Source organism: Vibrio sp. 10N.261.55.C5 (assembly GCF_041470505.1).
Lineage (GTDB): Bacteria > Pseudomonadota > Gammaproteobacteria > Enterobacterales > Vibrionaceae > Vibrio > Vibrio crassostreae_C.
In genome coordinates this window covers 96,168-110,777 of the sequence record NZ_JBFRMS010000016.1, presented here as the reverse complement: position 1 = coordinate 110,777, position 14,610 = coordinate 96,168, and the positions used below count along the sequence as shown (strand labels likewise).

General features: G+C 45.7%; 11 protein-coding genes. 6 read left to right on the top strand and 5 right to left on the bottom strand.

The window, feature by feature from the left end:
- The first annotated feature begins 98 nt into the window (after positions 1–98).
- From secA to AB4263_RS08445, 6 genes are all read left to right on the top strand, one after another.
- Positions 99–2,825: a preprotein translocase subunit SecA gene (secA, locus tag AB4263_RS08470; protein WP_017059292.1), complete on the top strand. Its 2,727-nt coding sequence runs from the start codon at positions 99–101 to the stop codon at positions 2,823–2,825.
- A 348-nt stretch (positions 2,826–3,173) separates the two neighbouring features.
- On the top strand, positions 3,174–3,572 hold the full coding sequence (mutT, locus tag AB4263_RS08465; protein WP_017062897.1) for an 8-oxo-dGTP diphosphatase MutT: 399 nt from the start codon (positions 3,174–3,176) through the stop codon (positions 3,570–3,572).
- A 92-nt stretch (positions 3,573–3,664) separates the two neighbouring features.
- A complete protein-coding gene (gene dapB / locus AB4263_RS08460; RefSeq protein WP_020628676.1) occupies positions 3,665–4,489 on the top strand; it encodes a 4-hydroxy-tetrahydrodipicolinate reductase in 825 nt (274 codons plus the stop codon).
- A gap of 503 nt (positions 4,490–4,992) precedes the next feature.
- A complete protein-coding gene (gene carA / locus AB4263_RS08455) occupies positions 4,993–6,147 on the top strand; it encodes a glutamine-hydrolyzing carbamoyl-phosphate synthase small subunit (protein ID WP_010434758.1) in 1,155 nt (384 codons plus the stop codon).
- Between the two features lie 16 nt (positions 6,148–6,163).
- Complete coding sequence (gene carB, locus AB4263_RS08450) at positions 6,164–9,394, top strand: carbamoyl-phosphate synthase large subunit (protein WP_017059294.1); 3,231 nt, start codon at positions 6,164–6,166, stop codon at positions 9,392–9,394.
- Between the two features lie 195 nt (positions 9,395–9,589).
- Entirely contained in the window at positions 9,590–10,369 is a 780-nt protein-coding gene (locus AB4263_RS08445) for a TSUP family transporter (RefSeq protein ID WP_372098067.1), read from the top strand.
- Here the strand turns inward: AB4263_RS08445 and AB4263_RS08440 are convergent.
- The 5 genes from AB4263_RS08440 to mtnN form a co-directional block, all read right to left on the bottom strand.
- Positions 10,320–11,165 carry a LysR family transcriptional regulator gene (locus AB4263_RS08440; protein WP_102394343.1) on the bottom strand — a complete coding sequence of 282 codons (846 nt, stop codon included), beginning with the start codon at positions 11,163–11,165 and terminating at the stop codon, positions 10,320–10,322. The genes AB4263_RS08445 and AB4263_RS08440 overlap by 50 nt on opposite strands.
- Positions 11,166–11,369: 204 nt before the next feature.
- Complete coding sequence (locus AB4263_RS08435) at positions 11,370–11,987, bottom strand: TRIC cation channel family protein (protein ID WP_017062893.1); 618 nt, start codon at positions 11,985–11,987, stop codon at positions 11,370–11,372.
- Between the two features lie 74 nt (positions 11,988–12,061).
- Positions 12,062–12,931 carry a vitamin B12 ABC transporter substrate-binding protein BtuF gene (gene btuF, locus AB4263_RS08430; RefSeq protein WP_017062892.1) on the bottom strand — a complete coding sequence of 290 codons (870 nt, stop codon included), beginning with the start codon at positions 12,929–12,931 and terminating at the stop codon, positions 12,062–12,064.
- A gap of 1 nt (position 12,932) precedes the next feature.
- Positions 12,933–13,892, bottom strand: a complete 960-nt coding sequence (locus AB4263_RS08425) for a cobalamin biosynthesis family protein (RefSeq protein WP_372098066.1) — start codon at positions 13,890–13,892, stop codon at positions 12,933–12,935.
- 10 nt (positions 13,893–13,902) lie between these two features.
- Positions 13,903–14,598 carry a 5'-methylthioadenosine/S-adenosylhomocysteine nucleosidase gene (gene mtnN / locus AB4263_RS08420; protein ID WP_136978402.1) on the bottom strand — a complete coding sequence of 232 codons (696 nt, stop codon included), beginning with the start codon at positions 14,596–14,598 and terminating at the stop codon, positions 13,903–13,905.
- Positions 14,599–14,610 lie beyond the last annotated feature (12 nt).

Genomic DNA, 14,610 nt, shown 5'->3' with positions numbered 1-14,610 from the left:
CTTGGTTAGTAACTGAAGACTAGTTCATAGCTAGTAGAGACACTGACGGCATTTAAAATAGATCGCGGACGATCTGAGAACGAAGAGATTCCAAGCACATGATTACTAAGCTGCTGACAAAGGTAATTGGCAGTCGCAATGACAGAACACTGCGCCGCCTTAGAAAAATTGTAAAAGAAATTAATAACTTCGAACCAACGTTTGAAGCACTTTCAGACGAAGAACTAAAAGCAAAAACGGTTGAATTTCGTGAGCGCTTAGATAAAGGTGAATCGCTAGACCAACTTCTACCTGAAGCATTTGCTACGGTACGTGAAGCGTCTAAGCGTGTTTACGGCATGCGTCACTTTGACGTGCAAATGATTGGTGGCATGGTTCTAAATGCTGGCCAAATTGCAGAAATGCGTACTGGTGAAGGTAAGACTCTTACAGCAACCCTACCAGCTTATCTTAACGCCCTACCTAGCAAAGGTGTTCACGTAGTAACGGTGAACGACTACCTAGCGAAGCGTGATGCGGAAACAAACCGCCCATTATTTGAATTCCTTGGTATGACTGTTGGCGTAAACGTGCCAAACATGGCTCCACCAGAGAAGAAAGAAGCGTACCAAGCGGATATCCTATACGGAACAAACAACGAGTTTGGCTTCGATTACCTACGTGACAACATGGCTTTCCGTGCTGAAGATCGTGTTCAACGTGAGCGCTTCTTTGCTGTTGTCGATGAGGTTGACTCAATCTTAATCGATGAAGCTCGTACTCCACTTATTATCTCTGGCCCAGCTGAAGATAGTTCAGATCTTTACACGCGTATTAACACGTTGATCCCTAACCTTGAGCGCCAAGATAAAGAAGATTCTGAAGAGTACCGTGGTGAAGGTCACTACACCATGGACGAGAAATCGAAACAGGTTCACCTGACTGAAAACGGTCAAGAATTTGTAGAAGAGCTAATGGTCAAAAACGGCCTGATGGAAGAGGGTGACACGCTTTACTCTCCAACTAATATCAGCCTATTGCACCATGTTAATGCAGCGCTGCGTGCACACGTACTGTTTGAGAAAGACGTCGACTACATCGTTACTGAAGAAGGCGAAGTGGTTATCGTTGATGAACATACTGGTCGTACTATGCCAGGTCGTCGTTGGTCTGAAGGTTTACACCAAGCTGTTGAAGCTAAAGAAGGTGTGAAGATTCAGAATGAAAACCAGACGCTAGCATCGATTACATTCCAGAACTTCTTCCGTCTATACGAAAAACTGTCAGGTATGACAGGTACAGCCGATACAGAAGCTTTCGAATTTCAGTCTATCTACGGCCTAGAAACAGTGGTTATCCCAACCAACAAGCCTATGGTTCGTAACGATATGCCAGATGTGGTTTATCGTACCGAAGAAGACAAGTTCAATGCGATCATTGAAGACATCAAAGACCGTGTAGCTGCTGGTCAGCCATCATTGGTTGGTACGGTTTCTATCGAGAAGTCTGAACTACTGTCTAACGCACTGAAAAAAGCAAAAATTAAGCACAGCGTTCTAAATGCTAAATTCCACGAAATGGAAGCAGAGATCGTTGCACAAGCTGGTATGCCGAGTGCGGTAACTATCGCAACTAACATGGCTGGTCGTGGTACCGATATCGTATTAGGTGGTAGCTGGCAGGCACAAGTTGAGAAGCTAGAGAATCCAACCAAAGAGCAGATCGAGAAGATCAAAGCTGACTGGAGAGTAATCCACGATAAAGTGCTTGAGTCAGGTGGTCTGCACATCATTGGTACTGAGCGTCATGAATCTCGCCGTATCGACAACCAGCTACGTGGTCGTTCTGGTCGTCAAGGTGATGCGGGTTCTTCTCGTTTCTACCTATCAATGGAAGATTCTCTGCTACGTATCTTCACATCGGATCGTATGGCTGGTCTTATCCAAAGTGGTATGGACGAAGGCGAAGCGATCGAATCTAAGATGCTTTCTCGCTCAATTGAAAAAGCACAACGTAAAGTTGAAGGTCGTAACTTCGATATTCGTAAGCAGCTTCTTGAGTACGATGATGTAGCCAATGACCAACGTAAAGTGGTTTATGAGCTTCGTGATGAACTGATGAGCTCTGACGATATCAGCGAGATGATCGAACACAACCGTGAAGATGTATTGGCATCAGTGATTGATGAATACATCGCACCTCAGTCTCTTGAAGATATGTGGGATATCGCGGGTCTGCAAGATCGTCTGAAGAATGACTTCGATCTAGACTTTGATATTCAAGGTTGGTTAGACGAAGACGACAAGCTTTATGAAGAAGCATTGCGTGAGCGTATTCTTGCTATGGCGGTTGATTCGTACAAACAGAAAGAAGAAGTGGTTGGTGCTCAAGTACTGCGTAACTTCGAGAAATCTGTGATGCTACAAACGCTAGACGGCCTTTGGAAAGAGCACTTGGCTGCGATGGATCACCTTCGTCAAGGTATCCACTTACGTGGTTATGCTCAGAAGAACCCGAAACAAGAGTACAAGCGCGAGTCGTTTGAACTGTTTGAAGGCCTACTAGATGTACTGAAAACAGACGTTGTTACCATCCTTTCTAAAGTGCGCGTTCAGCAACAAGAAGAAGTTGAAAAGATGGAAGCTCAACGTCAAGCTCAAGCTGAAGAAGCGGCGCGTCGTGCACAAGCGCAACATGCAACAGCTGAAAACCAGCTAGCTGACGATGAAGCTGAAGCGGCATCTCCACAAACGGTAGTGCGTGACGAGCGTAAAGTTGGCCGTAACGAGCCATGCCCATGTGGTAGCGGTAAGAAGTACAAGCAGTGTCACGGTAAAATCGCGTAAGTTTAATGAATCGTTGCTGTAGCGCATGATAGCTGCGTTGGTGGTACTCACTTACAGTCGTAAGCTCCGTGCCACCGCCTTGCTCTCATACACTACAACTTAGCTTCATAAAACTGACAAATAGAATATAAAGAGTCGCTTAGGCGGCTCTTTTTGTATGTAAATTTCATGGCTTACTTTGTTACGCAAGGAAGTTGTCATTCCCTATAGCGAGGAGTGAGCGTAGTAGGGGATCTTGTTTAGTTAGGCTCGCGTAGTTTTAGATCCCCAACTCAGTCGTTCCTCTTTCTTGAGGATGACGTATTTAGGGACTATGTGAGTTCAGCGTTTTATTAAGGAACACCATCAATGAAAAGAATCCATATCGTAGCGGGTATTATCTTCAATCAAGATAAGTCACAGGTCTTTATCACTAAGCGTCCAGATGACAAGCACAAAGGTGGCTTCTGGGAATTTCCAGGTGGCAAGGTTGAAGAGGGCGAAACTATTGAGCAAGCGATGACTCGCGAGCTTGATGAAGAGGTCGGTATCAAGGTGACCGAGCAGTCTCTGTTTGAGCATCTTGAATTTGATTACACGGATAAGTCACTTAAGTTCGATTTCATTCTCGTGACTGATTTTGAAGAGCAGCCTTATGGTAAAGAAGGTCAGCAAGGTGAATGGGTAAGCCTAGAATCATTGAATCAATACGCCTTCCCAGAGGCAAATGTGCCAATTTTAGAGCGAGTAATAAAAGAGTTTTCGTAATTGCTAGCCTGAGTTTGAGATTGTTGTTAGTTTAAAGAGATTAATCGATTGAACGTTGCTGCAAGAGATAAGTGGCAACGGTAACCAAAACAATGGAGATATTCGCAGTGGTAAGAATTGCAATTGCAGGAGCAGCGGGCCGCATGGGCCGCAACTTGGTGAAAGCCGCTCATCATAATTCAGAAGCAAGTGTTGGAGCTGGTTCAGAGCGTCCAGAGTCATCTTTGGTCGGCGTAGATGTCGGCGAGTTATGCGGTGAAGGTCGTTTTGATGTTGCTTTAGTCGATGATTTGTCTAAAGCCATCGAAGAGTTTGATGTGATTGTCGATTTTACTGCCCCTGTTAGCACATTAGCGAATATTGAACTTTGTAAACGTCACGGTAAAAAACTGATCATCGGTACAACGGGCTTCTCTGAAGAAGAGAAGCAGGTGATTGATGCTGCTTCAAAAGAGATGGCTATCGTAATGGCACCTAACTACAGCGTTGGTGTGAACCTGGTCTTTAAGCTGCTAGAGAAGGCCGCTAAAGTGATGGGCGATTACTGTGATGTCGAGATCGTTGAGGCTCATCACCGTCATAAAGTCGATGCACCGTCAGGTACTGCGATTGGTATGGGCGAAGCTATTGCGGGTGCTATGGGCAACGAGCTGAACGATGTAGCTGTCTGGTCACGCGAGGGTATTACTGGCGAGCGCACTAAAGATGAGATTGGTTTCGCGACGATTCGTGCCGGTGACATTATTGGTGAACACACCGCTATGTTTGCTGATATCGGTGAACGAGTGGAAATTACCCATAAAGCCACTGATCGAATGACCTTTGCTAATGGCGCAATCAAGGCCGCGGTTTGGTTAAATGATAAACCAGCAGGCTTTTATACCATGACGGATGTGCTTGGTTTGAATGACCTATAAATAGATATTTATGCGCTGGCAATTGCCGGCGCTTTCTTTATTTGGTGCCTTTTCCTTAGTAATCTCACTTCTCCGATCTTCCTTCTACTTTCTTCTTATCGCCTTTTTGACTCCATTTCTATGCTGTTTATGTGGTCTTTGGTGTGTTTTTTGTTTTAGATCTTTAAATTGTCATGTTTTCTCTTGGTATTTATCGATTGCGTTTTGTTGCTGATATTTTTATCACTCTATGGTTGGCTAAAATGAGGAGTGAAAATTAGAAAATCGTAATATTCGAGCTAAATGCGCATGAAAGTTGAACTTTTGGAGCTTTGAGGGGGTAAATTGAATTAGTCCTTACAAATGTTTAATTTCTTTTGAGTTAAATGTTGACACGTATCACGCAGATCACTAAAATACCGCCAATTTGTCTAATTTCCATAAACACGCAGTTTTTGGTGTTGCAGGAAGGTAGATTTGCAAATTAAATCAATTTTAATGCATTTTTATTTCTGGAGGTTGTCTTGAAGAAGTCAGCACTACTCGTCCTAGAAGATGGGACAGTATTTCACGGTGAAGCCATTGGCGCTGTAGGTTCTGCAGTTGGTGAAGTCGTTTTTAATACCTCGATGACGGGGTACCAAGAAATCCTCACTGATCCTTCCTATTCTCAACAAATCGTTACCCTTACTTACCCTCACATTGGCAATACCGGAACCAATTCCGAAGACGAAGAATCTTCTTCAATCCACGCTCAAGGCCTTGTGATTCGCGATCTCCCTCTAATCGCTTCTAACTTCCGTAATGAACAATCCCTTTCTGATTACCTTAAGTCGCAAAACGTTGTTGGTATCGCTGATATTGATACTCGTAAGTTGACGCGTATTCTTCGTGAAAAAGGCGCACAGAACGGTTGTATTGTAGCTGGCTCTTCAGTAAACGACGGAAACCTAGACGAAGCTTTGGCTCTAGCTAAAGCAAAAGAATTCCCTGGCCTGAAAGGTATGGACCTTGCGAAAGAAGTTACAACAAAAGAAGCGTATCAATGGAAACAAGGTTCGTGGACGCTTACGGGTGGACTTCCTGAAGCGAAAGCAGACTCAGAATTGCCATACCACGTTGTTGCTTATGACTTCGGTGCAAAACGAAACATCCTACGAATGCTTGTTGACCGCGGCTGCCGCCTAACGGTTGTTCCTGCTGAGACTTCAGCTGAAGAAGTACTTGCTCTGAACCCAGACGGTGTTTTCCTTTCAAATGGCCCTGGTGACCCAGAACCATGTACTTACGCAATTGAAGCGACAAAAGTGTTCCTAGAAAAAGGCTTACCAATCTTCGGTATCTGTCTAGGTCACCAGATTCTTGCTCTTGCGTCAGGCGCTAAGACAGTGAAGATGAAGTTTGGTCACCACGGCGCAAACCACCCGGTTAAAGATTTAGATCGTGATGTTGTGATGATTACTTCGCAAAACCACGGCTTTGCTGCTGACGAAGAAACCCTTCCAGAGACACTACGTGCAACGCACAAATCACTATTTGATGGTTCTCTACAAGGTATTCACCGTACAGACAAACCAGCATTCAGCTTCCAAGGTCACCCTGAAGCGAGCCCAGGTCCAGAAGACGCAGCGCCGTTATTCGACCACTTTATTGAACTAATCAAACAGCACACAGCGTAATTCGGAGTAGTAGACAATGCCAAAACGTACTGACATTAAAAGTATTCTTATTCTAGGTGCTGGCCCGATCGTTATCGGCCAAGCATGTGAGTTCGATTACTCTGGTGCTCAAGCTTGTAAAGCGCTTCGCGAAGAAGGTTACCGAGTTATTCTTGTGAACTCGAACCCAGCGACAATCATGACTGACCCAGACATGGCAGATGCAACTTACATCGAGCCTATCCAATGGGAAGTTGTGCGTAACATCATCGCTAAAGAGAAGCCTGATGCAGTTCTACCTACTATGGGTGGCCAAACTGCATTGAACTGTGCTCTAGACCTAGAAAAGCACGGCGTTCTTGAAGAGTTCGGTGTTGAAATGATTGGTGCAACGGCTGACGCTATCGATAAAGCAGAAGACCGTTCACGCTTCGATAAAGCAATGAAAGCAATTGGCCTTGAGTGTCCAACTGCTGATACAGCGAAAACGATGGAAGAAGCTTACAAAGTTTTAGACATGGTTGGCTTCCCTTGTATCATTCGTCCATCGTTCACGATGGGTGGTACTGGTGGCGGTATCGCTTACAACAAAGAAGAATTTGAAGAAATCTGTCGTCGTGGTTTGGATCTATCTCCAACTAATGAACTTCTTATCGATGAATCACTTATCGGTTGGAAAGAGTACGAGATGGAAGTGGTTCGTGACAAAAACGACAACTGCATTATCGTATGTGCGATTGAAAACTTCGACCCAATGGGTATTCACACAGGTGACTCAATCACTGTGGCTCCAGCTCAAACGCTGACAGATAAAGAATACCAACTAATGCGTAACGCATCTCTAGCAGTACTGCGTGAGATTGGTGTTGAAACAGGTGGTTCAAACGTACAGTTTGGTATCAACCCGAAAGATGGCCGTATGGTTATCATCGAGATGAACCCACGTGTATCTCGCTCTTCTGCACTAGCTTCTAAAGCAACAGGTTTCCCAATCGCTAAGATTGCAGCGAAACTGGCTGTTGGTTTCACGCTAGACGAGCTAATGAATGACATCACTGGCGGCGCAACTCCAGCATCATTCGAACCAACAATCGACTACGTAGTAACTAAGATTCCTCGTTTTAACTTCGAGAAGTTTGCAGGTGCTAACGACCGCCTAACGACGCAAATGAAGTCGGTTGGTGAAGTTATGGCTATCGGCCGTAACCAACAAGAATCTCTACAAAAAGCACTTCGCGGCCTAGAAGTTGGCGCGACTGGTTTTGACGAAATGGTAGACCTAGACGCACCAGATGCTCTAACGACTATCCGTCACGAACTTAAAGAAGCTGGCGCAGAGCGTATTTGGTACATCGCTGACGCATTCCGTGCTGGTATGTCGGTAGATGGTGTATTCAACCTAACGCAAATCGACCGTTGGTTCCTAGTTCAAATCGAAGACATCGTTAAGCTAGAGCAAGAACTTAAAGCGAAAGGCTTTGCTGGTCTAAATAAAGACGAGCTAAACAAGCTTAAGCGTAAAGGTTTTGCTGATGCGCGCCTATCTAAGATTCTAGGTGTAGCGGAAAGCGAAATCCGTCGTCTACGTGACCAATACGATATCCACCCGGTATACAAGCGTGTAGATACGTGTGCGGCTGAGTTCTCTTCAGATACGGCTTACATGTACTCATCTTACGATGACGAGTGTGAAGCAAACCCAACAGACAAAGAAAAAATCATGATTCTAGGCGGCGGTCCAAACCGTATCGGCCAAGGTATTGAATTTGACTACTGTTGTGTACACGCATCACTAGCGCTGCGCGAAGATGGCTACGAAACTATCATGGTTAACTGTAACCCTGAGACTGTTTCTACAGACTACGATACGTCTGACCGTCTGTACTTCGAACCAGTAACTCTGGAAGACGTACTAGCAATCGCTCGCGTTGAGAAACCAAAAGGCGTTATCGTTCAGTACGGTGGTCAAACACCACTTAAACTGGCTCGTGCTCTTGAAGCTGCTGGCGTACCAATCATCGGTACTAGCCCAGACGCAATCGACCGTGCAGAAGACCGTGAGCGTTTCCAAGTTGCTGTAGACCGTCTAGGCCTACTTCAACCAGAAAACGCGACAGTAACAACAATGGAGCAAGCGGTAGAGAAATCTCGTGAAATCGGCTTCCCACTTGTTGTACGTCCTTCTTACGTACTTGGTGGTCGTGCGATGGAAATCGTATACGACGAGCAAGACCTACGTCGCTACTTCAACGAAGCAGTTAGCGTATCAAACGAATCTCCAGTACTACTTGATAGCTTCCTAGATGACGCTGTTGAAGTAGACGTAGATGCGATTTGTGACGGTGAGCGCGTTGTAATCGGCGGTATTATGGAGCACATCGAGCAAGCGGGTGTTCACTCTGGTGACTCAGCATGTTCTCTTCCTGCATACACGCTAAGCCAAGAAATCCAAGACGTAATGCGCGAGCAAGTTGAAAAGCTAGCGTTCGAGTTGGGTGTTCGTGGTCTGATGAACACGCAGTTTGCTGTTAAGAACAATGAAGTGTACCTAATCGAGGTTAACCCTCGTGCAGCACGTACGGTTCCATTCGTATCTAAAGCAACTGGTGCGCCAATCGCTAAGATTGCCGCTCGTGTAATGGCGGGTCAATCTCTAGAGTCTCAAGGCTTTACGAAAGAAATCATCCCACCTTACTACTCAGTGAAAGAAGTTGTACTTCCATTCAACAAGTTCCCTGGTGTTGACCCACTGTTAGGCCCAGAAATGCGCTCTACTGGTGAAGTTATGGGTGTTGGTGCGACGTTCGCAGAAGCATACTCTAAAGCTGAATTGGGTTGTGGTAACATCTACCCAGAAGGCGGTCGTGCACTTCTTTCTGTTCGCGAAGGCGACAAAGAGCGTGTTGTTGACCTAGCATCTAAACTATCTAAGCTTGGTTACCAGCTAGACGCAACTCACGGTACTGCGGTTATCCTTGGCGAAGCGGGCATCAACCCACGTCTAGTAAACAAGGTACACGAAGGTCGTCCTCACATTCTTGACCGTATCAAGAACAACGAGTATACGTACATCGTGAACACTGCAGCTGGCCGTCAAGCGATTGAAGATTCTAAAGTTCTTCGTCGTGGTGCACTTGCTGAGAAAGTTAACTACACGACTACGCTAAATGCTGCATTCGCGACTTGTATGGCGCACACTGCAGACGCGAAAACGTCAGTAACTTCAGTTCAAGAGCTACACGCTCAGGTTAAAGCTTCTCAAGCTTAATCGCCTAAAGTGTATCGCTGATATGCGGATATAAATGCTCAAAGCCCACTCCTCGGAGTGGGCTTTTTTATGTCTGTTATTCCGCGGTAGCTTAATGATGAATATTTGGAATAGGTTAGAATCTTGTGTTTCGTTATTGCTCGTCTGCTGTGAGTGGTAACTTGTCGCTACACAGGATTTTAAGGCGTTGGGTATATGGAAATTACTCTAGAAATATTGGCTATCTTGTTTGTTGTTGCAACGGCAGCAGGCTTTATTGATGCAATGGCTGGCGGCGGTGGGTTACTGACTCTACCTGCATTGCTAGCGGCTGGAGTTCCACCCACGCAGGCACTGGCAACCAACAAACTCCAAAGCTCATTTGGCAGCTTCTCCGCGAGTTGGTATTTCGTGCGCAACGGTATCGTCAGCATCAAAGAGATGCGCCTTGCTATCTTTTGTACCTTTATTGGCTCTGCAATTGGCGCTGAGTTAGTCCAGCACATTGATGCGAGCCTACTGACCAGTGTTATCCCACTGCTGCTTATCGCTATCTCTCTCTATTTCCTGTTGGCACCCCAAACTAGAGCGTCTGAAGGAAAACAGAAGATCTCTGAGGCGATGTTTGCTCTGTGTATTGGTGGCGGCGTGGGTTTCTATGATGGCTTTTTTGGCCCAGGAACAGGTTCTATCTTCACCGTCTGCTTTGTTGCTATTGGTCACTTCTCGTTAGTCGATGCTACGGCGCGTACTAAAGTACTTAACTTTACCTCGAATATCGCTGCCTTAATTTTCTTTATTTTGGCTGGTTTGCCTATTTGGGAGTTGGGATTAGTGATGGCGGTCGGTGGATTTATGGGCGCTCAGATTGGCGCTAAAGTGGTGGTGACAAAAGGGCAGAAATGGATTCGCCCCCTTGTGATCGTGATGTCGATGCTAATGGCGTCTAAACTGCTTTGGGAACAGCATCAACAATGGATTCTATCAGTGTTTTAACTCGTGGAGACTGGTAACTATTTGGTCTGACACAGATATGAATCGGCCGAATCAAGCCTGCTAATTCGGTGAAGCTATACAGATATTGAGGCTCAATATTGAGTGTTTTTACGATAGAGAGCGGGATCAACGCTGGCCCAGTCCCGCCCAATGCAAGTTGCGCCGCTGCGGTGTAGGCATCCATCTCCATCAAGGGTTTGATACCAAATTTTTCTAATACAGAAAGTTGATAAGAATTGGCTGGATTGGTCATGTCGTTAGTGATGACCATTGGAGGGAGATCCGTTAGCGGCGACTTACTCACTATGTAAAACGGTTCATCAAAAAGATGGAAGGTCATCAACCCATGATGTGGTGGCAGTAAGCCAGCACACAACCCCAAGGTCGCCTTGCCGGACTGCACCCGTTCGATAATTCTCGGCGTGTGGTTGGTGGTAATGGTGATGTACTTATCTTGCTGGATAAATTGGCCCATCATCTCACCTAAATAACCGGCTATCAGAGACTTATTGCTGTCTAGGGTGATGAGAGTGGTATCTTCCAACTCTTGCTGTTCATAAATAAGCCCACGAAGTTCATTGAATGTCGGGCCAATACTCTCGATTAATGCTATCGCATCTGGCGTGAGTTTTATCTGTCGGCCACTCGGTTCAATGAGCTTTTTACCTAGCTTCTTTTCTAAATTCGCAATCCGTTTGCTGACCGCTGATTGGCTGATATAAAGCAAACTGCCTGTGCGGCTCATGGTCTTTGCTTTACTCAATACCAGTAGAGTTTCGATTCCTTCGAGTAGCATTGGGTTATATTCATGAAAGTTGGGAATGATTGTTTCAACTTACCTCAAACAACATTCATTCTCTAGTCTTGAAACTAAAGCTTTGAACCAAGTTAGGTATTTTTAGCTATGCTCGCACGTGTAGCGCGAGAGCATAATAATTGTGTTGGGGAGCTCAAATTAAGAAAGGCTCCTTTACGGAGCCTTTCACTTTGTAACGTTAGCTTATTTGATGGCGAAGGTCGGCAATGATAAATGCCAACGAATAGCGCCAAGCCTTATCAATAGTGTTGAGAACACGCCGGCCAGAAATGCAGTTTCTGAGTCGTGCCCCATGCTGATCGCCATGGTATGGAAAGTACCACCAATGATACAAGCGGTCGCGTAGACTTCACTTCTTAGAATCATAGGCACTTCACGGGCAAGTACGTCGCGGATAATACCGCCACCGCAGCCGGTGATGACACCCATGATGATCGCCACTAGTGCTGAATCTTGATAGATAAGTGCTTTTTCTACACCAATGCCAACAAACACCGCTAGGCCAATCGCATCACATACCGGCAATATCCACCAAGCCAGACGTTTCGGGCGTCTTACAATAATCATGGTCAGCAAACAGGTGATGATGATGACCCAAAGGTAGGTGGTATCGGTGATCCAAAACACGGGAGTTGCACCCAATGCCATGTCACGAATTGTGCCGCCGCCAATCGCGGTTACACTGCCTAGAACGGCGACGCCAAAGGGATCCATCTTAAGACGGCCAGCGACAAATACGCCTGAGACGGCAAAGATGGCAGTGCCAAATAAATCGATAATATAAAGCAGCATGGAGTCCATGATACTGGTGCTCTTATAGTTAAAATTGTAGGGACAGGTCGGTGGCGAATTGTACGAAAAAACGCAGCAAATAGTTAGTGATTTTGCCTAGCTCTATCAAAGAAATCGCACACTTGTTGGATCGCTTTCAAAGTTCTCGTTGTCGGGCGATTAATCCAGTCAGAATTGAGGGACCAAATCTGATTTTGAGCGACAGCTGGGATCTCATCTTCCCATGTTTGCCACATGGTTCCATTCTCAATCGCGTGCTGAGAAGTGAAGATTACTTGCGGTTTTCTTAATACAACTTGTTCAATACCAACTTGCGGATAGGGAGAGGCGCTGTCTTCAAAAATATTGTGGCCACCACAAAACTCAAACACCTCACTTGGCCAGTGTCCTTGAGCAACAGTGATGATCGGCTTTTCACTGAGTTGGTAGAAGTAGTTTACTGACTCGGCATCTTTGTATTTTAGTCTCAAGGCGTTGAGCTGCTCTCTGTATTGCTGAGCGTTATTTTCGCCAATACTTGGATCGCTAGCGTATTGGCTCAGTTGTTCAATATTGGTTGCGATACTGTCTAGGCTTTTGGTCTTGGAGTAGTAAATATTAAAACCAAATTGCTCTAGTTTCGCGAGCTCTCTGGGCGGGTTTCCCGCTGGCCACGCAAGAATCAAATCAGGCTGAAGTGCGATGATCTTCTCAACCTTGATGCCTTGATAGTTTGCCACTTTTTCAAGCTTATCGGCTTGTGGTGGGTAATCACTTCGTTCACTTACGGCGACAAGGTTGTTACCTAAACCTGCGCTGTACGCGAGTTCAGTGGCATGAGGAGCAAGGCTGACCACGCGTTGAGCCGGCTGTACTTGTTCTTGAGTCAGTGGTACTTCTTCTGCAAATGATAAAGGCAGCCATAAGCTGGAAGACAAAATAGTAAGGCTTGTAACAAGTGCTGAAGATTCCACTCTAAATCCCTTGGTGAATAAATAGTAAGGCTAGGCTTTGTAAAAATATCCAGATAGCGATGCGACCAAAGAGTAGTTTCTGAACCTGAGATAGATGCAGAGCTGACGGTGCGATTCTTCCGCCTAATTTTGCGCGAATGGCTTTAGTGTTGTCGTAAATCGCAGGGCCACCCAATGATAGTTCAAGCTTGTTGCCAACAGCCGTGATCAACCAGGCTGGGCCGGGTAGTGGCCAAGAGCGACTTTGGACTAACATCATCTTAAATGTGTGCGTTGCTTTATCACCACATACGATCATCAAAGCAAACAAACGCATCGGTATAAATTCGAGAATCGCGACTATCTTGATCGCCGTTGAGCCGAACGGAGAAAATTGCTTGCGACTTGGCGACCAAGCTCGAGCTAACTCGACCACAAGGCGATACATTAACGCAGCGATTCCACCACCAATGGCGTACCAGAAAAACACACAAACTACGTTACGAGCGTAACCCATGATGATGGTTTCTGTGGCGGCTTTGCCGAGGCCAAGTGACGAAAGTGATTCGGTTTGACGATTGACAATCGGAGCCAGTAACTGACGAGCGGCCGCTTTATCTTCTCGGCCAAGTGCTTTGATCAGTTGGTTAGCCAGCTTTTCATTATTGCGCCAATCAATCGCGAGTAATAACAGTGCCAATTCAAACAGTTGAGATTGCCAAACCAATGGTTGCAGTGCCAATAGAATAACCAGAGTTGGCAGTACCATTAACCCCCAGGCTAATGTGCCTGAGATTAAACTTTGGGAATAGTTGTGGTTGTTATTGTTATTAACCTTGCTTGCTAAAAGCTCAGCAAACTTATGCCATAAGGTCGTGGGGTGTGCGGCATGGGGGATAGGTAAAATTAAATGAAAAAGCAGTGCTCCCCACATCACAAGGAGCACGCCATTTGCAAATACCTGATCAAACAGTGTTTGCATGTCTAGTCGCTTACTTTAGTAGGGCAACCATCTTGATAACCATTTCAGAAGAGCTTTGCGCTGCTAGTGGCAGGAACTCTTCGAAGCTCATTGGTGATTCTTTGTCTGCAACATCAGAGATTGCACGAACAACCACGAATGGTACTTGGAATTGGTGACAAGCTTGAGCGATAGCCGATGCTTCCATCTCTACAGCTACCACTGATGGGAAGTGCTTACGGATGAACTCTTGGCGTTCTGCTGTACAAACAAATGCGTCGCCAGTACAGATAAGACCGCGAACGGCATGCTTGTCTTCCATTTTTGCTAGTGCTTGTTCAGCAACAGCCATCAGTTTGTCGTCAGCTTTGAACGCTGCAGGTTGACCTGCCATTTGGCCGATTTCGTAACCGAAAGCTGTAACGTCTGCATCGTGGTGTCGAACTTCAGTTGAGATAACCACATCGCCAAGGTTCAGTGTTGAATCAAAACCGCCAGCAGAGCCCGTGTTCAGAACGGCATCTGGTTGGTATTCGCTTAGTAGGATTGAAGTACCAACAGCCGCTGCTACTTTACCAATGCCAGATTGAAGCAAAACAACGTCAACACCATTTAGCTGACCAGAGAAAAAGGTACAACCGCCTTTATTAACTTCAGTAATGTCTGAAATTGCTGCTTTTAGGATCGCAACTTCTTGCTCCATTGCGCCAATGATGCCGATTTTCATGTGTAGTCTCTT

Excerpts from the sequence above, each read along its gene's own strand:
- secA (WP_017059292.1), top strand. The coding sequence starts at position 99 with ATGATTACTAAGCTGCTGACAAAGGTAATTGGCAGTCGCAATGACAGA.
- mutT (WP_017062897.1), top strand. The coding sequence starts at position 3,174 with ATGAAAAGAATCCATATCGTAGCGGGTATTATCTTCAATCAAGATAAG.
- dapB (WP_020628676.1), top strand. The coding sequence starts at position 3,665 with ATGGAGATATTCGCAGTGGTAAGAATTGCAATTGCAGGAGCAGCGGGC.
- carB (WP_017059294.1), top strand. The coding sequence starts at position 6,164 with ATGCCAAAACGTACTGACATTAAAAGTATTCTTATTCTAGGTGCTGGC.
- AB4263_RS08445 (WP_372098067.1), top strand. The coding sequence starts at position 9,590 with ATGGAAATTACTCTAGAAATATTGGCTATCTTGTTTGTTGTTGCAACG.
- AB4263_RS08440 (WP_102394343.1), bottom strand. The coding sequence starts at position 11,165 with ATGCTACTCGAAGGAATCGAAACTCTACTGGTATTGAGTAAAGCAAAG.
- AB4263_RS08435 (WP_017062893.1), bottom strand. The coding sequence starts at position 11,987 with ATGGACTCCATGCTGCTTTATATTATCGATTTATTTGGCACTGCCATC.
- AB4263_RS08425 (WP_372098066.1), bottom strand. The coding sequence starts at position 13,892 with ATGCAAACACTGTTTGATCAGGTATTTGCAAATGGCGTGCTCCTTGTG.
- mtnN (WP_136978402.1), bottom strand. The coding sequence starts at position 14,598 with ATGAAAATCGGCATCATTGGCGCAATGGAGCAAGAAGTTGCGATCCTA.